The organism is Xanthomonas sp. NCPPB 2632, assembly GCF_041228075.2.
In the GTDB taxonomy this organism is placed as follows: Bacteria; Pseudomonadota; Gammaproteobacteria; order Xanthomonadales; family Rhodanobacteraceae; genus Luteibacter.
In genome coordinates, this window is sequence record NZ_CM192979.1 from 3082950 (window position 1) to 3102855 (window position 19906).

The following is a 19906-nucleotide window of genomic DNA, read 5'->3' on the forward strand; positions in this document are numbered from 1 at the left end:
CGCAGTGCTCATGGCCGCGAGGCGTACACAGGTCACGCTGCGAATGACGCAGAGCCTGCAGAGGAAACACCACCATGGACAAGAACCGTACCGAAGGCACCAAGCACGAGGTGAAGGGCGCCGTGAAGGAAGTTGTCGGCAAGGTCACCGGAAATGACGCCAAGGAAGCAGCGGGAAATATCGAGAAAAATGCCGGCAAGGCGCAGAAGGAAGTAGGCAAGGCCGCCGACAAGGTGCGCGACGCCGGCAAGCACTGACAGTGCATGGCACGAGGGACCCCGCGGGGTCCCTCCCTTTGCCTGGATACGCCGGTCTGGCTCAGTCAGGTACAACCCCTGACCAGGAAAATAAGCAGGAGCACCGGAATGGGCACGCCCAGAACCCACAACAGGATGTATCCGATGCCGCCCTTCTGTTTGTCAGCAACCGCAATCTTACCCTCGTCCATCGGACGCTCCTCCTCGTTGGTAACCGGAAGTCAGCGTCCACGGACAGGCGTGCATCTTGCGTGACGTGCACGGCATGAGGCGTTTCGCAATGGACACCTTCGTCGAATCGGTACCGTGATGGGGGAAACACTCGTATGAACCGCACACGCTATTACGCACTCATCGCGCTGATTGTCGCGATAGTGGCCATCGTGGTCGTAGGCGCCATCAACAAGGGCGGACCGGCCGGCGATACGCCGGACGACGGTGCCCGCGCACCGACGAACCACGCTGCGGATCGCTAGGCCGTTTCCATTTCTGTTTCCGCCGACTGCGCCGCATCGTGGACCGAGGCGGCCCGCTGCATGGCGACCAGGAAGTCGGTGCCGTAGCGCATCACGAACGGCGCCACGGTGCCGGGCACGAAGCCATCGGGCAAGGTAACGATCTGTGTCTCGGGCAAAAGCGTGGATCGACGTGCCATGGCCTGCAAGGCCCCCTTGTGGTTCCCCCAACGCCCTTTACTAAGGTAAATACCCACCGGCGTCAAGCGTCGACCAAGACTGCGAACCACCCGCCATGGAGGTGCCCGCGGATGCCGTTCATTGCGGCAAATCGGCACAGGCACCTGACCGCGCCCGCCGCCGGGGACCCGAAGGCATAAAATGGTCACGCACGCCCTTCCAGCGTGCAGGGAGGTCCACCGTGCCGCATCCTGTCGCTGCTACGAGCCCCGCGCCCACGCGCCGCACGTCGGCGTGCTGCAACGCCTCCTGTCGCCATGCGGAAGCGTGCGAAGCAACGAGAGGTGGCGACCCCGCCCTGCTCGACATTAGGGACGTCGTCGAACGGGTAGGCCCCTTTTCCGACGGCGATCGACTCGTGCAACCGGATGCCCCACACCGCGCAGCCTTCGCCGTTCTCAACGGCATGGCCAAGACGGTCGGCGCCGGCTGCGTGCTGGCCTTCCATTTGCCCGGCGAACTGTTCGCCCTGGACGTGGCACGCAACGAAACGCACGGCCGCTCCGTCGTGGCGGTGGGCAAGACATGGTTTTGCCGGTTTCCACGGGACGCCGTCGATGCCCTCTGCGTGGAAAACGATGCCCTGGCGCGTCACCTCCGCACGCTGCGTCGGCGGGAGCACGCCGTTACCAGACATGCCGCGGACGGTGTCGCCGCATCGCGCGTCCGTGGCTTCCTCGTCGACCTGCTGGATCGTCACCGCCGTCTCGACGAACACACCCGAACGATCCCGCTACCGATGTCGCGTGACGACATCGGCTCGTATCTGCGCATGAGTTCGGCCACGGTGACGCGCATGCTGGCAAAGCTGCGCGACGACGGTGTCGTCAGTGTCCATCCTGCGGGTGTGGATGTCGTGGACGAATCGGCACTGCGGCACTGATCGTCCAATGCCTGAGGCGACAAGACCTCTCGCCGCGATATCTTGCGTTTCAGTGTGCGGACGGCTGCCTCAGCGGATCGAGCAGGCTGCGCAGGCCGTTGTGATCGAGCTCCAGCATGAGCGCCAGCAGGCGCCCCAGTTCGCCGGGCGGAAAGCCCTCGCGGGCGAACCACGCCAGATAGTGACCGGGAAGCTGCGCGATCGGCCTGCCCTTGAACTTGCCGAACGGCATCACCGCGCTCGCAAGACGCTCCAGGTCGCTTCGAAGCGTGTCGCCCGATTGCACGGGGGAATGACCGGGATCAGTCATCGCCAGGATCGAAACCCTCGCGCTCCTTCATGAGCCGACGAGCGGCCAGGATGCCCAGGTTGAGCCCCTCGGCGCAGGCATCTGCCTCATTCTCGTGCAGGGTGGTGCAGAGATTTTCGGCAACCTCGTCGCCGTCCTCGCTGATGACGTATTTACCGCGCCAGCGCCCTGGCTTTGCCACGTAACATGAGCCTTCCACGTCGAAGTAACCGATCTTGCGATGCGTCATAGGTGGGATGTTCCTCGTTCCAGCGCATCATCCTAAGCATCGCGCATCAAAAGGACGTGCACTGGTGGCTACAGCAGTCCGCTGACCGGGCGCTTGGCGCTGGATTCGAACTCGCGCCATATACCGTCGGCGCCTTCGACCGAGACGAGCACCTGCAACCCGCTGTGCGCACCTAGCAGCTTGGACTGCTGCACGGCATAGGCGATGGCGGCGACGCGCGTGTCGAAATTTTCCGTGGGCACGCCGTTCATCTGCACGTGCCACAGGCCTGCAAGGTCCGGGCTGAAGGGAATGTCGTAAATGACCAGGGCCATGGAAAAATGCGTAACCTCGAAATTCCGTCTATGCGCTCGCGAGGGCGAGACAGTCCTGCCACGGAAAGGGACGAGCAAGACTATCCGGTCGTACGTGTCGCCACAATGGAAGAAATGCCCAAAAAAATCTTCACATGAAAGTCACGATTCGCGTCAGCGAGGTGCCTTGTAATCACCCGGACTCTGTGCCGTTGCGCGCCATTCGGGAAGCCGATCACGCTCGGCGTCCAGCAGGCCCTGACGCACCCCTTCGATGTCGCGATTGGTGCCGTAGACCGGCGTGCCCGGCTGCTGCTTCCACGATTCCGCCAACGTGCCGGCATCCACGCCGTCGAAGCCGATCTCGTCCACGAGCTTGAGCACCTTGGCCTTCGCGTTGGGGTCGTCACCAGCCACCGGCAGGGCGATCCGATGCTCGTCGGTGGACGGCACACCCATGCTGCCCAGGTGCTCCGCATGGATGTTGTTGAAGGCCTTGATGACCGGCCGCCCGAGCTGGTCGGCAACCCACTGGCTCTCGGCCAGTCCTTCCTCGATAGCGGCAATCCGACCATCGCGTTGCTGCGGATAGTAATTGCCGGTGTCGACCACCACGGTGTCCGCCGGCACGTCGGCAAACAGGTCGACCGGCAGGGACGGAATGCTCGACTCGGGAATGGTGACGATGACCACGTCTCCCCCGTGCGCCGCCGCCTCGACGGTAGCCGGCACGGCGCCGGTCTCCGCGGCCACGCCGGACAAGGTCTCCGGCCCGCGGGAGTTGGCGATCAGTACGTCGTGGCCCGCTTCGCGGAAACGCCTGGCGAGCACTTTACCGATATTGCCTGCGCCGATGATGCCGATCTTCATGTGCGGAACTCCGGTCCGGGAAAGTGATCCATGTTCACGATCCCATGTGAATGCCGGGCGAGCACCCGGTTAAGCGGCAACCCGGGCCAAGCGGCACTCCTCCCTTCAGCGTTCCTCCTTTAGCCTAACGCCATGACCCCGAACCGCATGCTCAGAGCCCTTGCCGCCCTCGGCCTCGTACTGGCGGCAGCCCTCCCCGCTGCCGCGCAGACGCCCCCTCCCGCCGCGCCACCGCCGGCCACGTCCGTGCCCCTGCTGGAGGCGGTCACGGTCAGCGGCGAGCAGCCGGGACCCGGCCTGTGGCGGGTAACGCGCGGGGGTCACACGCTGCTGATCCTCGGCACGCTCACCCCGCTGCCCAGGAACATGACCTGGCAGACGCGGGAGATCGACGAGGCACTGGCCCATACCGGGGCGCTCATCCTTCCCCCCAAGGTGGAGATCAAGCCCAATGCCGGGTTCTTCGGTCGCCTTGCGCTACTGCCCTCGCTGATCGGGGTGCGCAACTCGCCCGACGGCAAGACGCTGCAGGAGACCGTGCCACCCGACGTCTACGCCCGCTGGCTCACGGTGAAGGCGAAGTACATCGGCGACGATCGCAAGGTGGAGCGCTACCGGCCCCTTTTCGCCGTGCTGGAACTTTACAAGGCCGCCATACGCAGCAGCGGCCTGGCACGCTCCGGCGGCGTCACCCGCACCGTCATGGACCTGGCGACCCGACACGGCGTGAAACAGGTGCCCATCGAGTACACCCTGATGGTCGACGATCCGCGCGCCGTGGTGAAGTCGTTCAAGCGTTCGAACCTGGACGACGTGGCATGCTTCGCGCAGAGCATCGACAACATCGACGCGCAGCTGGCCGACATGGCCCGACGTGCCAATGCGTGGGCGACGGGCGATATCGCCGCGCTGAAGGACGAGCGCACGGCCCGGCAACGCATCACCTGCATGAACGCGGCGACCGACAGCGGCATAGCCCAGCAGATCGGCCTGACCGACATACCCAAGGCCGTGCGGGAGCGCTGGCTTGCCGCCGTGGATACCGCGGTGGCCGCCAACGACCAGACCATCGCCATCGTGCCGCTGGACGACCTGCTGGGCAACGACGGCTACCTGAGCGCGCTAAGCACCAGGGGCTATAAGGTGTCGGCCCCCGACGATGACGACTGAGCCGACGGCACACCGACGCGTATGGCAGACGAAAAATCGTCTTTCGCGGTGGTGGCCCGGGCACGGTCGGTAATGCGCCCGAGGCGCCGCCAGGTCTCCACGCCCAGGCGTGGGTCGAGCGCGCCGACCTCCATGAAGTACTCCGGCAGGTAACCCGTGAGCAGCAGGCGCGGGTCCAGCGGCAGGCCGCTGTCGATGCGCCGTGCCATGCGATAGACGATGGTGGTGCAGTTGGAAGTCACCGTGTTGTAGAAACGCGGCTCGTGCGTCATCCGGTTGGCGGCTTCCACGTAGGACACGAACAGCGAGCGCATGGCCTCACGTGGCATACGCAACGGGAACAGGTAGTCGTCCTCGCCGCGCACGTTGGTCCTTACGCGAACGATATCGCGCTCGTCGGCGGCCAGCAGGATCAACTCGAACTGCTTGAAGAACCCGCCCACCTCGGAAAAGGCCTCGCCCCGCTCCCGCCGGATCTCGACCGAGAAGACCAGGTGGCGTCCATCGTCGAAACCGAACGACAGCATGGCGTGCGCGATGACCTCGCCCGACCAGTAAGACAGGATCGCGTCCACCCCGGTGAGGTGATCGAGATCGTACTGGCGGGTTTCCCATCGTGCGTCGTAGTCGTCATCCGTGCGCCAGTCGAAATGGCGAACGTTGTGCAGGGTGACGAGCGGGCCATCGATCGTACCCGACACCAGACGGCTGACGTCGTCCGCCCAGACGCGATCGTTCGACGGCCGCACGTTGGTCCACCACAGGGCCAGTGCCGTCAGCGCGACCAGCATCGCCACCGACGCCCACCACGGGCGCCAGACGACCAGGGCGGCGCACAGGCCCAGCCACATGACCGACCATGCGCCCGCGCCGACGATCCGCGCGTAGGACGGCCCCGGCAGCTGGTAGCTCAGCGCAAGCGTGCCCCAGGCGCCCGAGACGAACAGCACCAGACCCGCCATCACGCCGATGAGGATACGGGCCAGCATGCGGAGTCGCCCGGCAGGCGCGGCACGGTCGTTCATCCGTGCCGCGGCTCGCCGATGGCATCGTGGACCAGCACCGCCCCCACCTGGTCACCCTCCCGATCGCATACCGGGTAGGACGTACCCTGTATGGTCTGGCGACTTCCGTCGGGCCGCCGGACCACCCATCGGGCATGGCGAACCGTCTCGCCATGGCGGACGGAACGAGCAAGCGGAAGGTCGTCGGAGGGATAGGGACGCCCCTCCTCGGTGAACAGGCCATACATCCGGCTGTAGTCGTCCGGGCCAACCGCCAGGCGCACCCAGCCGTGCAGCTCGGCGGCGCGATCGTTGACGTGCACGATGGCGCCGGCGGCATCCACGACGATGACCCCGAACTCGATGTCCTTCAGGCTGTGCCAGGGCTGTCCACCGAACGTCCACGGCTCGTCGAAATCGATACGCGACATGTCACCCCCTGGTCGATGTCGCCTGGTTCACAGGAACGCTACACCGGTTCACCGACGCCGGCCATACGTCATAGGGCGACCCCTCACCGCGCGGACGCGTCGTCCGTCGCTTCGACGATGAACGGCGGGGCGCCACCGTCCGCCTTGCCGTGGGAGCCGAGGTCGTCGCCGACCTTGGCCAGCCGCTGGGCGATACGCACACCGTCGCCGCGCAACGGATCGCCAGGCTTGCCGGCCTGGGCGCTGTCGATCATCGCGGCCTGCGCCTGCTTAAGGCGAACCACGCCCAGGTTATAGAGCGCCCGCGCATCGCCCGGCCTGATCCGGATGGCCTGCTCGTACGCCGCCACGGCGTCGTCCTGCCGCTGCAGCCGGAAACGTGCATTGCCCAGGTGGAACCATGCGTCGGCATCGTCCGGGACATCGCGCACGAGCGCTTCGTAGAGATCGGCAGCCTGCTGCATGTCGCCGCGTGCATAGACCCGGTGCGCATCGCTCTTGCGCTGCGCCACGTCCGTTCCCTGACGCGGTTCGGGCAACGTCCCATGCGCGGCGCAGCCGGCCAGGGCCATCAGGCCGGCAAGGAGCGAAACCCGCAGTGTCACATTCGTCATGGGAATCCCATTTCCATCGGCTTTGTCGTCCAGCTTGTCGCCTGGCTTGCAGCGCGTCAATGCGTCGCGGACGCGCATGCATATCTTCACCCTCGCCTCGCGCGGGCGGCGCGATGCTCGCTGGTATGAAAGCCATCATCTTCGACGACTTCGGCGCGGCCGACGTACTGCACCTGGGCGAGGTGGACGATCCCACCCCGCGCGACGACGACCTGCTGGTGCGCGTGCATGCGGCGGGCGTAAACCGGGCGGACATCATCCAGCGCACCGGCGGCTACAAGCGCGACAACTTCGGCGACTCCCCGGTCATGGGCCTGGAGATCGCTGGTGAGGTGATCGCCGTCGGGCGCAACGTGCACGGTCATGCCTTGGGCGATCGCGTCATGGGCATCGTCGGCGGCGGCGCCTACGCCCCGCTGGCGCGCATCGACCATCGCATGGCCATGGCGATTCCGGACGGCATGGACTATGCCGACGCCGCGGCGATTCCCGAGGCCTTCGTCACCGCCCACGAGGCGGCCTTCCACCTGGGTCGCCTGGAATCGATGGACGCCATCCTGGTGCATGCCGGCGCCAGTGGCGTCGGTTCGGCCGCCATCCAGCTGGCCCATGCCGCCGGGGCACGCGTGTTCGCGACCGCCAGCGAGGGCAAGCTCGATCGTGTTCGCGGTTTCGGTGCCGATATCGCCATCGACTACCGCAGCAGCGACTTTGCCGAGGTGATCGCCCGCGAAACGGACAAGCGCGGTGTCGACGTGATCGTCGACTTCATCGGCGCGTCCTACTTCGACCGCAACCTGGCTTCGCTCAACCATGGCGGACGCCTGGTCGAAGTGGGCCTGCTGGGCGGCGGCGCGAAGGCCAGCCTGCCGCTGGACCAGTTGCTATACCGCCACCTGCAGATCATCGGCACGGTGATGAAGTCACGCCCCGCGGCGGTCAAGCAGGCGATGACACGGCGGTTCCGCGAGCGCTGGCTGCACCGTTTCAACGACGGCACGCTGCACGCTGTGGTCGATAGCCGCTTCCCCCTCGCAGAGGCCGCGGAGGCGCACGCGCACATGGAATCGGGCAAGAGCGTGGGCAAGATCATCCTCACGATGTGAGGACGATCGCTATCAGGCCTTGAAGAAAGCGTCCGGGGTTTCCACCGCCAGCGGTTCATGCAACTCGAGCGTGCGACCGGCGTCGGCATAGGGCCCATACGGAACATAGATCAGGCGCGCGATCCCCGGTGCCTCGATATGCACGCGTATACCGCTCCTGACAGGTGCGTCAAGTTCGGCCGGAATGGTCACGGGAGCAAGCAGGGCAGCGGCGGCCACGCCACCGTCGGCGCAGGCGCGCGTCAGCGCTTCCGCGGTCGACCAGTACACGTCCAGGACAGGGGACTGTTCCGCGTCGGGATTGCCCTCCCCTTGCACGGCCGAAAATTCGCCGTGCACGGCCGAAAACTTGCCATCCGTCGAAATGACCATGCCGAACGGGTAGAAGTCGCCGTCGTCTTCCAGCCTGCCTTTTGCGAACGAGACAGTGAACTCGAAGAGTCGGTCGATCGGATCGGCAGTCTGGTTCATGGCAGTTCCGGTGGTTGGGTGTACGTCAGCCCGCATCGTAATGCACCGGCATCGACAACGCGACCTGTGCGGCAGGCACCGGCCTGCCCAGCAGATAGCCCTGCAGCACGTTGCAGCCCAACCGCGTGAGCAACGCCTGCTGCTCCGTGGTTTCCACGCCTTCGGCGACGATCTTCAGGCCGAGCGTCTTGCCCAGGGCGACGATGGCCGAGACGATCGCTTCATCGTCGTTGCCTTGCGTCAGTTCGGTGATGAAGCCCCGGTCGATCTTCAGTTCGTTGGCCGGCAGCTGTTTGAGATAGAGCAGGCTGGAATAGCCGGTACCGAAATCGTCGATGGAAATACCGATGCCCAGCGCCGACACCTGGTTGAGGATGGCCAGGCTGGTGGCGGCGTCACGCATGGCCGTGGATTCGGTCACCTCCAGCACGAGGTGCCGCGGCTCGAGCTGGTGGCGTTGCAGCGTGTCGCGCAGCACATCGAGCAGACCGGCATGAGTGAGCTGCACCGTGGACAGGTTGACCGCCACGGTCCAGTCCGTATGCCCCTGGGCCTGCCATGCACGCATCTGCCGACAGGCTTCGTCGATCACCCAGTTGCCGATGGGCACGATCAGCCCCGTGCGTTCGGCGACAGGCAGGAAGTCGTCCGGCGCGACGATCTCCCGCCCGGGCGGTTGCCAGCGCAACAAGGCCTCCACGCCGATCATGGGCCCCGCGGGGGACACCACCTTGGGCTGGTAATGCAGCAGGAATTCGCCATTGTCGACCGCCCGCCGCAGGTCCTGCTGGAGTTGCAGCTGCTGGTGCACGTTCGCGTTCATCGCTTTTTCGAAGAAGCAGTAGCCGTTACGCCCCTGCTCTTTCGCGTGGTACATCGCCGCATCGGCATTGACCATCAGCTCATGCGTGGTCCGCCCGTTCTCGGGATAGATGGCGATGCCGATGCTGGCGGCGACATGAATGGCGTGGTCTTCGATCACGTACACCGCCGCCAGCTGGTCGACGAGTCGCTGCGACAGCTCCGCGGCGTCTTCCGGGCCACGGATGTCGAGCACCAGCACGAACTCGTCGCCACCCAGCCGTGCCACGGTGTCCTGCCCGCGCTTCAGTTTCAGGATACGACCTGCCACCTCCTTGAGCAGAAGGTCGCCGAGGTGATGCCCGTAGACGTCGTTCACGGCCTTGAACCCGTCCAGATCGACGAAGAGAACGGCCAGCTGGCGCCGGTCGCGTTCCGCCATGTCGATGGCGTGCTCCATGCGATCGCCCAGCAACACGCGATTGGGCAAGCGCGTCAGGTTGTCGTGCAGTGCCAGCTGCACCAGTTCGCTGTTCGCCCGGTCCAGCGACATGGCCAGCGCGTCCGCGCGAACGTCCAGCATGGACACGATGAGCGTGATGGCGAACACGGCGAGGCTGACGACGATTACGACGAACGCAAGCCATTTCGCATCGATACCGGTATAGGCGGCACCGCACCAGCTGTCCGAGGGGAACGCGGAAGCGGCCATCCCCGTGTAATGCATGCCGACGATGGCGCAGCCCATGACCAGCGACGCGCCCAGACGCGCCAGCACTACCCGCTCGCCATCGTGACGCAGGCGAAACGCGATCCACAAGGCGGCACCCGACGCCAGCACGGCGATCGCCACCGATGCCGCGAACAACCAGGGATCGTAGATCACCCCCGGCTGCATCTTCATCGCGGCCATGCCCGTGTAATGCATCGTGGCGATGCCCGCCCCCATCAGCAACGCGCCGCCACAGAGGCGCCGACGAGGCAACTGCTCCAGGCAGACCAGCCACAGGGCGAAGGCGGATGAGCCGACGGCGATCACCAGCGACAGCGCGGTGAGGCCCAGGTCGTAGCCCACGGCGATGGGCAACCGGAACGCCAGCATGCCGATGAAATGCATCGACCAGATGCCGAAGCCCATGGCCACGGCACCGCCGATCAGCCAAAGCAACGAGGCACGACCTCGCGCACCCGCCACGCGGCTGGCCATGATCAGCGCGGTGTAGGACGCAAGCACGGCGACAACGAGCGAGAACACGACGAGGATGCCGCTATAACTGCTTGCGAGCATGGAAAGGGGTTTGCCTGATGACGTCACCGCAGCATGCGGCTATAGGCAAGTATCGGCAAATTTACCGAATTATTGAGCTTTCGCGATCATCGAGTGTCGGTACGTTCAGGCAGCGACACCGAGTGTCCGGGCACAAAAAAACCCGCTTTCGCGGGTTCGATTGCGATCCGGTTGAGGTACTCCGAATCTTTCGTTGGTGCCAAGGGGAGACCCTCCACCGCACGTAAGTGATTGTCCATGCAAGGCTCATCAGCGGGCACGGTGAAAAACATACCCAAAAACATGCCCAAACCGCCGCGCTTGCGGAGCACGGAGTCACGGACGCGCCCCCGCCCTGTCGTTGATCCATTGCTCGACCTCCGCCCGCAGCCAGCCGACGGACGCCGTGCCGAGTCGAATCTGCGCGGGGAAGGTCTTCGCTTGCACCATGCGATAGAGCGTAGGGCGGGAAAGGCCGATGGTCGCCAGGACGTCGGGCAGCCGGAGGATTGTCGGGCGCGAGACGTCAGACATGAGACTGCCCGCCGGTGGGCCGGAACTCGCCAAGCCGTCCCACGGGGACGAGGGGGGCACGGGGGGAACCTTGCTGTTCCTCCGTGTTAGAACCCCTACCGGAAATTTCTGCCGAACATTTCAGGCAGGAGGCCGTGGCGACGCCGGGCGCCCTCAGCGTGTCGACCGGTGTCCATGCGGTGCCTTTGCGCACGAGCAAGTTATCTCGCCTCAGGTTTAGTCGATCGCCGTCCGCATACCTGACTATCTCGCCCTTCCCCGCGTTCGCCACGAGACGCGCCACCGTCAAGGTCCGCGGCCTGCCCTTGGGGCCGTGTGCCCACACCAGCACGTACCGGTGGCACCCGGTGTTTTGCAGGGACCAATGAGGCGACCAGCCTCCATCAAGGATGCGGGCAAGGTCGTCCACGTGTAGCACTGCACGATCCTGCGTGCCATTAACGGCGACATGGGCCAGCCGGTTCCCGCGCGCGTCGCGGGTGTAGTAAGTGGTAGCTCGTTGCTTAGTCATTGCGTCTCTGGTCTATAAAAGTGTCGTCAGCGCTGATCGCTGATCGCTGATCGTGAATTTGCTTACGTCGCTTCGGTAACCATTGATGTCCGAGGCGACTGATTCCTTAATGCCCGTGGCTCCGGTCGACGGGAGACCCGTGGACTTCGGCCATACCCCCGCAGCCGAGGAAGCCGAAGACACGAGGCTTTGCACGAGCTGGCCGTTTATCTCGCCGCCTCGGGAACGTGCCTGCTGCGAGGTTTCAGCGATGCCGTTCTCGCGGTTCTTCTCGATGCGGGAGACATCCCGGCCGGGCTGCATCTGGATGTCGCTGATAACGGCGTCAGCGGAGTTGCCGGTTATGCCCGCCTCGGCCGACGCAGCTCGGGCGGCCGCGCGTTGCTCTCGGGCGCCTCATCCGTCGACGGTGATATCGCGATGCGGGCCGGGGTAACGGCACACGATGGTGTGGCTTGTTTTGAGGTGGTGACGTGAGTCATGGAGTCTTTCTCTAGGCATAGTCAGGCGTGCCCGTGCTCGGAGAGCAGGGCCGCAGTTAGGGGGTAAAGAGAGGCGGCTGTCCCAATGGGACACTTGAGATGGGACAGAAGAGTCCCGAGCTGAAACGAAGGCGTTAGAAGTCGGCCCCGTCAACGTCCATTGCTGCCGCCATCAGCTCGGCTGTGTCCCGGTCGTTCTTCAAGGCCGTCTCGGCACTCAAGAGGCGCAAGGCAGCCGTCAGCACATCTGGGCGAACGTCGGATATGAGCTTGCCAAGCTTGCGCGCGAGCCTCTCGGCGTCACGCGTGGCGATTGCGCCAGCGGTCATCTTGTGCTCCATCTCCAACCATCCGGCTCCGTGCTCGCGTACATAGCGCCAGCGCGGGAATCCCGTGCCAAGGTCATTAGCAGCCGGAGCGAAAGCGGATGGGCTGACGCTCGGAAGTTTCTCGACCATCCGAGCCACGGTGCCTCGGCCAATACCGAAGCGGCCGGAAACTGCCCTGAGCGATTCCCCGGGAGGCAGGCGAAGGCGGCCTCGCTCGGTGATGTGAGCAAGGTACTGCCACGCGGCATCCAGCCGCTGCTGCGGATGCATCTCCATGGCCCGCGCGTCTGTGTTTGCTAGCTTGGAGAGGATGACCGCCGCATGGAGCGACATCTTCGCTGTACGGACTGGCACCATAGCGCGCCGGGCTAATGAGTAAGCCTTTAGGCGGTGGTGCCCGTCGACAATCAACAGCTCGTTTCCGACCTCAGCGGCCAGGAGCGGTTCCAGTTCAACGGCCGCCCCAGCTTCTAGAGCCAGCCGCATGGTCCCGACATGGGCATCGCTACGAGCAGCCACAGTGCCCTGCTCGCGGTAGGGGACCATGCGACCTTCACGGGGCTGAAGGATCTCATCGGTCTTAAGGCTGCCGACGGCAACCATTCGAGGTGCTCCATGCCTCAGTGCTGCAAGGGCCTCAGAGGCATTCGCCACGGGTGGCTCGGGCATCCGGGTGGGTCAGTAGCAGGTATTTGAGCACCTCCGCATTGGAGGTGTCGCGGCGGATGCGGTGCTCCAGCCCGCGCTGGATGTGCTTGAGCGCGTCGAAGGTCGCCGTGTCGAAGGCTACGTTACGGATGACCAAGGGTTCGCGGAGGGCTACCGCGTCGGCCAATGATGTGAGTTCGTTTTCAATCATGCGTCTGTGTCTGTTTGATGTGGATTGGGATGCCCAAACGCTGGGCACGACGAAAGTCCGGATGGTGCCTAAAGCCCCCCGGTTCCAGCGGCTGCTGGGTATCTATCTAAGTTCCTAGTTTTACTGCATGGGCCTGTGAGGGGCACTGCGAGACACTATGGTCCTAAGCTGCAACTTATAAGCTGTCGGGCCGACCGCATTCCCTCACGGCTCGCAGTTTTACCGCGTGTCCCCGCTTGAGCCGGTCCGGATATTGTTGGTCTTATGCTCCGAGTTTTATCTAAGCCCAGCCGGTAGTTTCTAAGCTGCGGGTTTATCTCGCCCGGCCAGATAGGTCCCAAGTTCCGACTTATATCCACCTACCGTGAGACCGGCCCTGTGTCTACATGCGTCCCAGCAGGGGAACGGCCAACGGCCTCGTTGCTCCTACGCTGCAAGATATATCCAGCCATTGGCCGTAACGTGGCCGGAAGTTAGGTCCTAAGCTCCGTCTTTTATTCCACGAGCCCGTGCCTTGATCCTAAGTGGCGACTTTTTTCAAGCCCGCCGTCTTCGGTGGGCGAGCGCCCCCCGCGATTGCCAGAGACACCACGGGTAGTGCGCAGCGCAACCACGGCCTTTGACGGTGATCGCCCACTGACCGCCAATCAATCACACTGGCGCCCTCGGGTTGCGATGACAGCATTCACCTTACTCGGGGGGCCGCACACAAAATGCCCTGGTTGCCGAATCCATCAGCCCAGATCTCAACTCAATAGCATCAGTGTCGTTAGTCCCTCGGAAAACACGGCGGCCCCTGTCGCTTATTTTCCGGCGACGAGTGGTTGCAAAACGAAGCTCGCCAGGGGCGGTGACAGTGGCGAAGCGACGTTTCATTTGCGGCATTGTCCTAGCCCAATCGCTAGTTTGTCTCCTGCAAGGCGAGCGCATGCAGCACGGCATCCACGACGACTTGTGGATGGTCATACTGGATGTAGTGACCGCTATTGGGAACGATCATGTTGACGCCCCGCGCGGACATCGCAGCCATCCGGGTGTGAAGCCGCTCCCAAGACAGCGTGCGTAGGTCGCGCTCGGACTGGGTCTCATCGTCTCGCTTTGGGTATGGCGAATGGATTAGCACGAACAGCGGCATATCACCGTAGTCCTTCCGCGTCGCTCGTACCTGCTCAACGCTCACGCTGGCAACGTTCTCGCGCTCAGATGCCACCGCCGCCTGCCAGCGAGGGGTAATAGCATAGGCGCGTTGCGCGGCATTAATCGCGTCACTGTTGCGGGGATCGGCATCGTCGCCCACGCACCTTTTGAACTCAGGACTGCCGGGTACTAGCCCCTTTTCTGCCAGCGCGATGCAGCCATGTTCCTCTGCCAGGAATTCCTCATACTTGCGCTTCTGGTCTGGTGAGCCGATGGCCCAGCCTTCGGTGAATTGATCCTCGTGAGACGATTCGACCATAACCATTCCCACCACCTCGCTGCGGTAGCGATCGGCGAAGATGCGGGCATTCAGGCCGCCGGAAGAGTGGGCGACTAGAACGTAGGGTGGCCCAATATCGGCAGCTTGGAGCAGCTGGTGCAAATCTTCAGCCGCATTTTCGGCCGTTCCAGCGCGCGTTGCGGCGTCACTGAAACCCAGCCCCGCCCTGTCGAACGAGCAGGTGCGGACATGTCGCGATATGGCAGGCTGCACAAGCGCCCAGCTGATCGAGGAATCGCCCATCCCAGCGTCCATGATCACAGCCGGGGAACCCTTGCCCATGCAATACAGGTTCATGCGACGCCCCTGTCCCACGTTTACCATTCGCGCCGGTCGCGTGTACACGGCATCGGTAATGACCGGATCTTCGGCACGGGAGGCCTGCGCGAACGACAGAGCCAGAATCATGCCTAGTGAAAGTGACTTCCTCACGAGCTTCCCCTGCAGTCATACGATCGGTAGAGTCTGCCATAAGGCCCACACCACATATACCCGGTTGGGCGCATGATGCGCACGTTGGGTCGCATGGCCGTCCTAGCCACCTCAACCCATCCACACGCCCGTCGAGGCAATGGCGTCGCGGGAGATAGCGTTCAGAACGTCCAACCCTGTTCCGCCATGAACTCTTCCAACGACAGATAACGAACCTTGAAGTGCTCGCAAACGTTCGGAATCTTCGATGCATTCGGCTTGTGCTGCTCTTCCGTCACGACCGCCGCATCCCGAGCCCATGCCGCAGCTACGACGAACGGGTCTGCGACTGGTGTCCCGCGTAGGCGCTGCTTCTCGCCGATGATTGCTTGGAAGTGCGGCACGGCAAGAATCTGCCCGACCATTCCAAGCTCCTTCGCGCTTGGCACGGTGAATATGTGCTTTCGCGCCTTCAACCAGGGATGCACATGCTTATTCGGCTCGCCGTTCTGAAGCTCCGTCCAGACCTCTTTAGTCGAAACGACCGCGCCTTCTTCAATCAGCTGTTCGAGACCGGCCCACACTGACTTGAACACCGTCGGGTAATAATGCTTCAGCCGACTAAAGGGGCCGTTGTCGAAGACGTAATTCATGCGAACTTCCTTTTGAGGGCCAGCTCCTCAAGCGCACCGACGTTCCTAGATTTGACGCCAAGGTAATCCGCCGCCTGTTCGACGGATATCTGATCGCGAGACCTACGCGCGAAGACATCGCGGAGAAGGCGATCACTCAGATACGCGCCCGTGGACGCAACCCAACTGCCGCCGCCCGCCTTCTTTTTGATTTGTGCAGTCCACTCCTGCGCTTTCGACTCATAAAACGCCGGAGTCACCCGACCGAGGTCAAGAAAGCGCCGAAGGATCGCTTCGCGACTCACGCCAAACCTATGGGCCAGGGTGATGAAGATTTTTTCAGGCACCGCTTCGACCGAGTTGGGAAGGCCGCCTATGTCCTTTTGAAACTCCGAACTAGGAATGAGCACTTCGGCGGCGATAGCGTTACAGAAAATCTCAAGTCGCTTCTCTGCCTGTGGCAGCGTGTCGAGATACGCCTGATCGAACTTGCTGATGCCGTTCACCGAAAAGAGGATGTGGGCAACCTCATGCAGTAGGCTGAATATTTGTCGCGTCTTAGTCGTGCTGTTGTTTATGTAGACCAGAGGGAAATTATCATCGCGCAGGCAGAAGCCTGACAGGACTCGCTGCTTAAAAGAGTCCTTGAATACGAAGATGCCAGCGGCCTCTATCGCCTGACGCCATTCTCGCAACGCCACCTCGTCGCTGTCCCAGCTGCTTTGCCTTGGCATATCGATACCCAGCAGAGAGCGTATCTCGGCTGCCTTCGCCGATACGTTGTCACCCAGCGCCAAGCCCACTCTTTCCCAGAGCCGCACGGGCGCCGGGTTAATACCGTTGTAAAGTTCGGCCAGTCCGATCTGGTAAGCGTGCGCCTTGCGAATATGCAGGTGGGTGTCGCGCGAGAGCCCCTCTAGCTCCCCAGCGGGAAGAGTGCGGAACTCATGTTTCGGTTTGCTCTCTTTAGGCGGTGCGGGCAGGAAAAAGACGGCAAGCGGCCGCTTGTAATGCTTATAGGCCAGCGACTCAAGCTGGGAATACGTCGGCGAGCCGCTTCCGTTTTCCCAGGCATCAATCTCGCCGGGACGACGCTTCATGCGCACGGCTACCTCGTCCACGGTCATGCCCGCAGACTCTCTTGCCCAGCGCAGCACCGATGGCTGTATTCCCAAACCCTTACCAGAATTCATCGAGTCACGATCCCCTTACCCGACAGTATCGCTTGGCAGCCGCCCGACCGCATCAGTGGTCCTCGCGTTCGGTGGCAAACTTTGAAGCAAATTCGGCAACAGCGCCATAGTCGAGATCATCATTGCGTTTCGCCCTCCCTCGCACGCCCTGAATCGCCTCGCAGCAAAACGACAGATACGGGAAGAAGCTCGTGCGAACGTTGCCCGGCCCAGCGCCGGACTTCGGGCACCTACGCCACCGAGCGCCTGAAGGGAACAACCTTGGAGCCGCCCACTCGCAGCTCATCCAGGTAATCCGCCCACGCCTGCATCACCGTTCGCCGCTGCTCTTTGAACTTGACCCGCGCGTATGCGGCCTGTACTTCGTCTTTCGGTGCGTGCGCCAGCTGCGATTCCAACACGTCCACGTCAATGTTCAGGCGTTCACGCCCCAACGTTCGAAGCGACGCGCGGAACCCATGCGTGGTGTGCCGCCCCTGAAAACCCATTTCCCGTAAAGCCTTACTTAGGGAATCGCGGTGTAGGTGCTTCGTTTTCTGGCGTGCCTGGGGAGGAAACACGAACTCCTCCATCGACCTGACGCTATGCATCTCCCGGAGAACTTCGAGCGCCTGAGTCGGCAGTGAGGTGGTGAAGTCTTGACCGGTCTTCATCCTGCGGCTGCCGTCCGGGTTCAGTCCGGGAATCTTCCACTCCCCCGCATCAAGGTCGATCTCTGACCAACGAGCGCTTGCGGCCACGCCGGGCCGGATGGCCGTCAACGACGTGAGGATGAGTGCGGCGCGGACGACTCGATTCTCATATCCGTAGATCGCGGTCATCACCTTGCCTAGCTGCGCGTCGTCATCAGTGACGGCTGGCATGTGCCCCGCCTTGAGCTTGGGGAGGATTCGCACAAGGCGAAGCGTGCTCTCATCCGACCGGAGTCCCTCGTCGATTGCCTGCTCTAGGATGCTTCCCATGTACTGCCGAGCTTTGCGCGCGAGTTGCGGAGTGACGTGGGCCATCTCGATCAACACGGGGCGCACGTCTTTTGTCTCGATCACCCGCATGTCGAGGTCGCCGATCTTCGGCACAAGGTGAGAGTTGACGACCAATCGGGCTTTCCTAAAGGTCTCCACTGCCCACGACGGCCGCTTTGCAGCCAGCCATCGAGCCGACACCGCGCGAAACGCGGCGTTCTCGCGAGCTTCTTTGGCCCTTTCCTCGATGGCGTCCAATGCGACTGCCGCTTCGGCGGCGACGCGCCGGGCATCCCGAACACCCGAAGCCGTCAGCCCAAGCCGGGCATCGCGCTGGACCTCAACTGCCTTAGCCCTCGCCTGCGCGAGCGTCAGCGAAGGGTAACGACCGATAGTCACCGGGGCGGGACGGGAACCATCCGGCAGTCGGTAGCGCACCGTCCACGACTTCACGCCCGATGGGCTCACGACGAGCGCAAGCCCGTTACCGTCGGAAAGAGTGTGCGCTTTGGGCTTTGGCTTGGCTTTGCTCACTTGAAGCTCAGTAAGCGGCGAGGCGAGCTTGGGCATCGAACGGGGACCGGTTTGGGTAAGGTGGCGCGCACCATACCCAAAGACCTACCCAAAAGTCCAAGCCTCGATGAAACATCGTGAGACGTGCAGACACAACGAACCCCGCACGGTGGCGGGGTTCGTTGTGGTTCAAAGATTCAGTGAGATTCCCTGAAACCGTTTATGGTGCCCAAGGGGGGACTCGAACCCCCACAGCCTAAGCCGCTACCACCTCAAGGTAGTGCGTCTACCAATTCCGCCACCTGGGCATAACTTTTACAGCGTGTTGCAGTATCGCTGATTACTTCTTGGCCGGTTCGGCGGGAGCCTGCGAGGCATCCTGCTTGGCAGCCGGGGTGTCGCCATTGGCGGCGGCGGGTGCTTGCGGCACATCCGACGCGACCGGCTTCACCGGAGCGTTGCTGGCGGGAGCGGCCGGCACCGAGGCACCTGACATCACGCCGAGATCCGCGGCCGGCTGCGGAGCACCCGAGCGACCGAGATAAATACCCATACCCAGGCTGAGCACGAAGAACAGTGCGGCGAGGATGGCGGTGGCCCGCGTCATGAAGCTGGACGAGCCGCGCGAACCGAACACGGTGGCCGACGCGCCGCCACCGAAACCGGAACCTGCGTCCGCACCGGCGCCGCGCTGCATGAGGATCAGCACGATCATCGCCGCGGCGATCAGGATATAGAAAACGCTGAAGAGGATGAACATGTCTTCTTGTTTGCCGTGTCGCGATTATCGCGCCGCGGCGCATATATCCAGGAAATCGGACGCTACGAGAGCCGCACCGCCGATGAGTCCCCCGTCTACGTCCGGCTGGGCGAAAAGTTCGGCCGCATTGGCCGGCTTGACGCTTCCACCGTAAAGCACCCGGGTCAGGAGCGAGATATTAACATCCTTTTTTGCCAGTTGGCTACGGATGAACGCATGAATTTTTTGCACCTTGTCCGGGGTGGCGGTTAGCCCCGTGCCGATGGCCCAGACCGGCTCGTAGGCAATCACGATGTCACGGAAAGCGTCCACGCCCACCTGGTCCAGCACGGCGTCCAGCTGGCGACCGATGACGGACTCGGCCTGCCCTGCCTCGTGTTCGTCCTGCGTCTCGCCCACGCAGAGGATGGGTGTGAGGCCCGCCTGCCGCGCGGCATCTACCTTTCTGGCCACCAGCGCGTCGGATTCGCCGTGGTACTGGCGACGTTCGGAGTGGCCCGCCAGTACCCAGGCGGCGCCCACATCGCGCAGCATGCTGCCTGCGACTTCACCCGTGTAGGCGCCGGGCTGCGTGTGCTCCGACAGGTCCTGCGCCCCGAAAGCCAGGCCGCGACCGTCGTAGCGCTGTGCCAGGTCGTGCAGGAACACGGCCGGCGGAAACGCCACGACATCTACGTTGCCAGGCACGTTACCCACCACCGCACGGATCAGGTCGTCCGCCATGCGCAGCGAGCCATGCATCTTCCAGTTACCGGCGACGAGCTTCGTGCGCATGGGTCGGGTTTCCGTACGTGGAATAAGGGCGGCAGGATAACGGCGGGGCACGGCATGGCAAAGCTGCA

Annotated in this window: 26 protein-coding genes and 1 tRNA gene; 5 read left to right on the forward strand and 22 right to left on the reverse strand. The window is 63.4% G+C overall.

Going from position 1 to position 19906, the window contains the following annotated elements:
* The first annotated feature begins 74 nt into the window (after window positions 1-74).
* On the forward strand, window positions 75-257 hold the full coding sequence (locus tag AB8808_RS13115) for a CsbD family protein (protein WP_369930018.1): 183 nt from the start codon (window positions 75-77) through the stop codon (window positions 255-257).
* A 65-nt stretch (window positions 258-322) separates the two neighbouring features.
* Here the strand turns inward: AB8808_RS13115 and AB8808_RS13120 are convergent, their stop codons facing one another.
* Entirely contained in the window at window positions 323-448 is a 126-nt protein-coding gene (locus AB8808_RS13120; protein WP_255349640.1) for a hypothetical protein, read from the reverse strand.
* A gap of 135 nt (window positions 449-583) precedes the next feature.
* Here AB8808_RS13120 and AB8808_RS13125 point away from each other — a divergent pair, with 135 nt between their 5' ends.
* Window positions 584-733, forward strand: coding sequence for a hypothetical protein (locus AB8808_RS13125; protein WP_369930021.1), 150 nt, complete (start codon window positions 584-586; stop codon window positions 731-733).
* Here the strand turns inward: AB8808_RS13125 and AB8808_RS13130 are convergent.
* On the reverse strand, window positions 730-912 hold the full coding sequence (locus tag AB8808_RS13130; RefSeq protein WP_369930023.1) for a hypothetical protein: 183 nt from the start codon (window positions 910-912) through the stop codon (window positions 730-732). The two genes, AB8808_RS13125 and AB8808_RS13130, sit on opposite strands and share 4 nt — an antisense overlap.
* A gap of 398 nt (window positions 913-1310) precedes the next feature.
* Between AB8808_RS13130 and AB8808_RS13135 the strand changes: the two genes are divergently transcribed.
* Window positions 1311-1835: a Crp/Fnr family transcriptional regulator gene (locus AB8808_RS13135; protein ID WP_369930026.1), complete on the forward strand. Its 525-nt coding sequence runs from the start codon at window positions 1311-1313 to the stop codon at window positions 1833-1835.
* A 49-nt stretch (window positions 1836-1884) separates the two neighbouring features.
* Here AB8808_RS13135 and AB8808_RS13140 read toward each other — a convergent pair whose 3' ends face one another.
* The 4 genes from AB8808_RS13140 to AB8808_RS13155 all read right to left on the reverse strand — a co-directional run bounded on the left by AB8808_RS13140 (window position 1885) and on the right by AB8808_RS13155 (window position 3537).
* Window positions 1885-2145, reverse strand: coding sequence for a DUF3820 family protein (locus AB8808_RS13140; RefSeq protein ID WP_369930028.1), 261 nt, complete (start codon window positions 2143-2145; stop codon window positions 1885-1887).
* Window positions 2138-2374 (reverse strand): hypothetical protein, encoded by a 237-nt coding sequence (locus AB8808_RS13145; protein ID WP_369930030.1) that lies wholly within the window; start codon window positions 2372-2374, stop codon window positions 2138-2140. The genes AB8808_RS13140 and AB8808_RS13145 overlap by 8 nt, the downstream gene beginning before the upstream one ends.
* Before the next feature lie 68 nt (window positions 2375-2442).
* A complete protein-coding gene (locus tag AB8808_RS13150; protein ID WP_369930032.1) occupies window positions 2443-2688 on the reverse strand; it encodes a DUF2188 domain-containing protein in 246 nt (81 codons plus the stop codon).
* Between the two features lie 153 nt (window positions 2689-2841).
* A complete protein-coding gene (locus AB8808_RS13155; protein ID WP_506193220.1) occupies window positions 2842-3537 on the reverse strand; it encodes an NADPH-dependent F420 reductase in 696 nt (231 codons plus the stop codon).
* Window positions 3538-3669: 132 nt separating this feature from the next.
* On the opposite strand from AB8808_RS13155, the gene AB8808_RS13160 reads away from it, so the two are divergent.
* Window positions 3670-4707 carry a TraB/GumN family protein gene (locus AB8808_RS13160; protein WP_369930034.1) on the forward strand — a complete coding sequence of 346 codons (1038 nt, stop codon included), beginning with the start codon at window positions 3670-3672 and terminating at the stop codon, window positions 4705-4707.
* Here AB8808_RS13160 and AB8808_RS13165 read toward each other — a convergent pair.
* From AB8808_RS13165 to AB8808_RS13175, 3 genes are all read right to left on the reverse strand, one after another.
* The gene (locus tag AB8808_RS13165; protein WP_506193221.1) at window positions 4674-5732 is read right to left on the reverse strand and encodes an Lnb N-terminal periplasmic domain-containing protein; all 1059 of its coding nucleotides are present in this window, start codon (window positions 5730-5732) and stop codon (window positions 4674-4676) included. The two genes, AB8808_RS13160 and AB8808_RS13165, sit on opposite strands and share 34 nt — an antisense overlap.
* A complete protein-coding gene (locus tag AB8808_RS13170; RefSeq protein ID WP_369930036.1) occupies window positions 5729-6142 on the reverse strand; it encodes a PAS domain S-box protein in 414 nt (137 codons plus the stop codon). Before AB8808_RS13170 ends, AB8808_RS13165 begins: the two co-directional genes overlap by 4 nt.
* Window positions 6143-6225: 83 nt before the next feature.
* On the reverse strand, window positions 6226-6756 hold the full coding sequence (locus tag AB8808_RS13175; protein WP_369930038.1) for a tetratricopeptide repeat protein: 531 nt from the start codon (window positions 6754-6756) through the stop codon (window positions 6226-6228).
* A gap of 125 nt (window positions 6757-6881) precedes the next feature.
* Here AB8808_RS13175 and AB8808_RS13180 point away from each other — a divergent pair, with 125 nt between their 5' ends.
* Entirely contained in the window at window positions 6882-7862 is a 981-nt protein-coding gene (locus AB8808_RS13180) for an NAD(P)H-quinone oxidoreductase (RefSeq protein ID WP_369930040.1), read from the forward strand.
* 12 nt (window positions 7863-7874) lie between these two features.
* Here AB8808_RS13180 and AB8808_RS13185 read toward each other — a convergent pair whose 3' ends face one another.
* The 13 genes from AB8808_RS13185 to tpiA form a co-directional block, all read right to left on the reverse strand.
* On the reverse strand, window positions 7875-8333 hold the full coding sequence (locus AB8808_RS13185) for a hypothetical protein (protein WP_369930042.1): 459 nt from the start codon (window positions 8331-8333) through the stop codon (window positions 7875-7877).
* Between the two features lie 25 nt (window positions 8334-8358).
* Window positions 8359-10422 carry a putative bifunctional diguanylate cyclase/phosphodiesterase gene (locus tag AB8808_RS13190; protein ID WP_369930045.1) on the reverse strand — a complete coding sequence of 688 codons (2064 nt, stop codon included), beginning with the start codon at window positions 10420-10422 and terminating at the stop codon, window positions 8359-8361.
* A gap of 315 nt (window positions 10423-10737) precedes the next feature.
* On the reverse strand, window positions 10738-10935 hold the full coding sequence (locus AB8808_RS13195; protein WP_369930046.1) for a helix-turn-helix transcriptional regulator: 198 nt from the start codon (window positions 10933-10935) through the stop codon (window positions 10738-10740).
* Window positions 10936-11458: 523 nt separating this feature from the next.
* Entirely contained in the window at window positions 11459-11791 is a 333-nt protein-coding gene (locus tag AB8808_RS13200; RefSeq protein WP_506193273.1) for a hypothetical protein, read from the reverse strand.
* 271 nt (window positions 11792-12062) lie between these two features.
* Window positions 12063-12860 carry a DNA-binding protein gene (locus AB8808_RS13205; protein ID WP_369930051.1) on the reverse strand — a complete coding sequence of 266 codons (798 nt, stop codon included), beginning with the start codon at window positions 12858-12860 and terminating at the stop codon, window positions 12063-12065.
* A gap of 34 nt (window positions 12861-12894) precedes the next feature.
* Window positions 12895-13116: a hypothetical protein gene (locus tag AB8808_RS13210; RefSeq protein ID WP_369930053.1), complete on the reverse strand. Its 222-nt coding sequence runs from the start codon at window positions 13114-13116 to the stop codon at window positions 12895-12897.
* Window positions 13117-14017: 901 nt separating this feature from the next.
* Complete coding sequence (locus AB8808_RS13215; protein ID WP_369930055.1) at window positions 14018-15025, reverse strand: alpha/beta hydrolase; 1008 nt, start codon at window positions 15023-15025, stop codon at window positions 14018-14020.
* Between the two features lie 161 nt (window positions 15026-15186).
* The gene (locus AB8808_RS13220) at window positions 15187-15657 is read right to left on the reverse strand and encodes a PIN domain-containing protein (protein WP_369930057.1); all 471 of its coding nucleotides are present in this window, start codon (window positions 15655-15657) and stop codon (window positions 15187-15189) included.
* Window positions 15654-16829, reverse strand: coding sequence for an ImmA/IrrE family metallo-endopeptidase (locus AB8808_RS13225; RefSeq protein WP_369930059.1), 1176 nt, complete (start codon window positions 16827-16829; stop codon window positions 15654-15656). Before AB8808_RS13225 ends, AB8808_RS13220 begins: the two co-directional genes overlap by 4 nt.
* Window positions 16830-17059: 230 nt before the next feature.
* Window positions 17060-18361, reverse strand: a complete 1302-nt coding sequence (locus tag AB8808_RS13230; protein WP_369930061.1) for a tyrosine-type recombinase/integrase — start codon at window positions 18359-18361, stop codon at window positions 17060-17062.
* A gap of 166 nt (window positions 18362-18527) precedes the next feature.
* Window positions 18528-18612: transfer RNA gene (locus AB8808_RS13235), tRNA-Leu, on the reverse strand.
* Between the two features lie 32 nt (window positions 18613-18644).
* On the reverse strand, window positions 18645-19064 hold the full coding sequence (gene secG, locus AB8808_RS13240; protein WP_369930063.1) for a preprotein translocase subunit SecG: 420 nt from the start codon (window positions 19062-19064) through the stop codon (window positions 18645-18647).
* A 24-nt stretch (window positions 19065-19088) separates the two neighbouring features.
* Window positions 19089-19838: a triose-phosphate isomerase gene (tpiA, locus tag AB8808_RS13245; protein ID WP_369930065.1), complete on the reverse strand. Its 750-nt coding sequence runs from the start codon at window positions 19836-19838 to the stop codon at window positions 19089-19091.
* Window positions 19839-19906 lie beyond the last annotated feature (68 nt).

Coding starts and splice junctions, on each gene's coding strand:
- AB8808_RS13185 (WP_369930042.1), bottom strand. CDS start 8,333: ATGAACCAGACTGCCGATCCGATCGACCGACTCTTCGAGTTCACTGTC.
- AB8808_RS13190 (WP_369930045.1), bottom strand. CDS start 10,422: ATGCTCGCAAGCAGTTATAGCGGCATCCTCGTCGTGTTCTCGCTCGTT.
- AB8808_RS13120 (WP_255349640.1), bottom strand. CDS start 448: ATGGACGAGGGTAAGATTGCGGTTGCTGACAAACAGAAGGGCGGCATC.
- AB8808_RS13130 (WP_369930023.1), bottom strand. CDS start 912: ATGGCACGTCGATCCACGCTTTTGCCCGAGACACAGATCGTTACCTTG.
- AB8808_RS13155 (WP_506193220.1), bottom strand. CDS start 3,537: ATGAAGATCGGCATCATCGGCGCAGGCAATATCGGTAAAGTGCTCGCC.
- AB8808_RS13175 (WP_369930038.1), bottom strand. CDS start 6,756: ATGACGAATGTGACACTGCGGGTTTCGCTCCTTGCCGGCCTGATGGCC.
- AB8808_RS13125 (WP_369930021.1), top strand. CDS start 584: ATGAACCGCACACGCTATTACGCACTCATCGCGCTGATTGTCGCGATA.
- secG (WP_369930063.1), bottom strand. CDS start 19,064: ATGTTCATCCTCTTCAGCGTTTTCTATATCCTGATCGCCGCGGCGATG.
- AB8808_RS13150 (WP_369930032.1), bottom strand. CDS start 2,688: ATGGCCCTGGTCATTTACGACATTCCCTTCAGCCCGGACCTTGCAGGC.
- AB8808_RS13115 (WP_369930018.1), top strand. CDS start 75: ATGGACAAGAACCGTACCGAAGGCACCAAGCACGAGGTGAAGGGCGCC.
- AB8808_RS13210 (WP_369930053.1), bottom strand. CDS start 13,116: ATGATTGAAAACGAACTCACATCATTGGCCGACGCGGTAGCCCTCCGC.
- AB8808_RS13165 (WP_506193221.1), bottom strand. CDS start 5,732: ATGAACGACCGTGCCGCGCCTGCCGGGCGACTCCGCATGCTGGCCCGT.
- tpiA (WP_369930065.1), bottom strand. CDS start 19,838: ATGCGCACGAAGCTCGTCGCCGGTAACTGGAAGATGCATGGCTCGCTG.
- AB8808_RS13180 (WP_369930040.1), top strand. CDS start 6,882: ATGAAAGCCATCATCTTCGACGACTTCGGCGCGGCCGACGTACTGCAC.
- AB8808_RS13170 (WP_369930036.1), bottom strand. CDS start 6,142: ATGTCGCGTATCGATTTCGACGAGCCGTGGACGTTCGGTGGACAGCCC.
- AB8808_RS13225 (WP_369930059.1), bottom strand. CDS start 16,829: ATGAATTCTGGTAAGGGTTTGGGAATACAGCCATCGGTGCTGCGCTGG.
- AB8808_RS13195 (WP_369930046.1), bottom strand. CDS start 10,935: ATGTCTGACGTCTCGCGCCCGACAATCCTCCGGCTGCCCGACGTCCTG.
- AB8808_RS13145 (WP_369930030.1), bottom strand. CDS start 2,374: ATGACGCATCGCAAGATCGGTTACTTCGACGTGGAAGGCTCATGTTAC.
- AB8808_RS13220 (WP_369930057.1), bottom strand. CDS start 15,657: ATGAATTACGTCTTCGACAACGGCCCCTTTAGTCGGCTGAAGCATTAT.
- AB8808_RS13140 (WP_369930028.1), bottom strand. CDS start 2,145: ATGACTGATCCCGGTCATTCCCCCGTGCAATCGGGCGACACGCTTCGA.
- AB8808_RS13230 (WP_369930061.1), bottom strand. CDS start 18,361: ATGCCCAAGCTCGCCTCGCCGCTTACTGAGCTTCAAGTGAGCAAAGCC.
- AB8808_RS13160 (WP_369930034.1), top strand. CDS start 3,670: ATGACCCCGAACCGCATGCTCAGAGCCCTTGCCGCCCTCGGCCTCGTA.
- AB8808_RS13205 (WP_369930051.1), bottom strand. CDS start 12,860: ATGGTTGCCGTCGGCAGCCTTAAGACCGATGAGATCCTTCAGCCCCGT.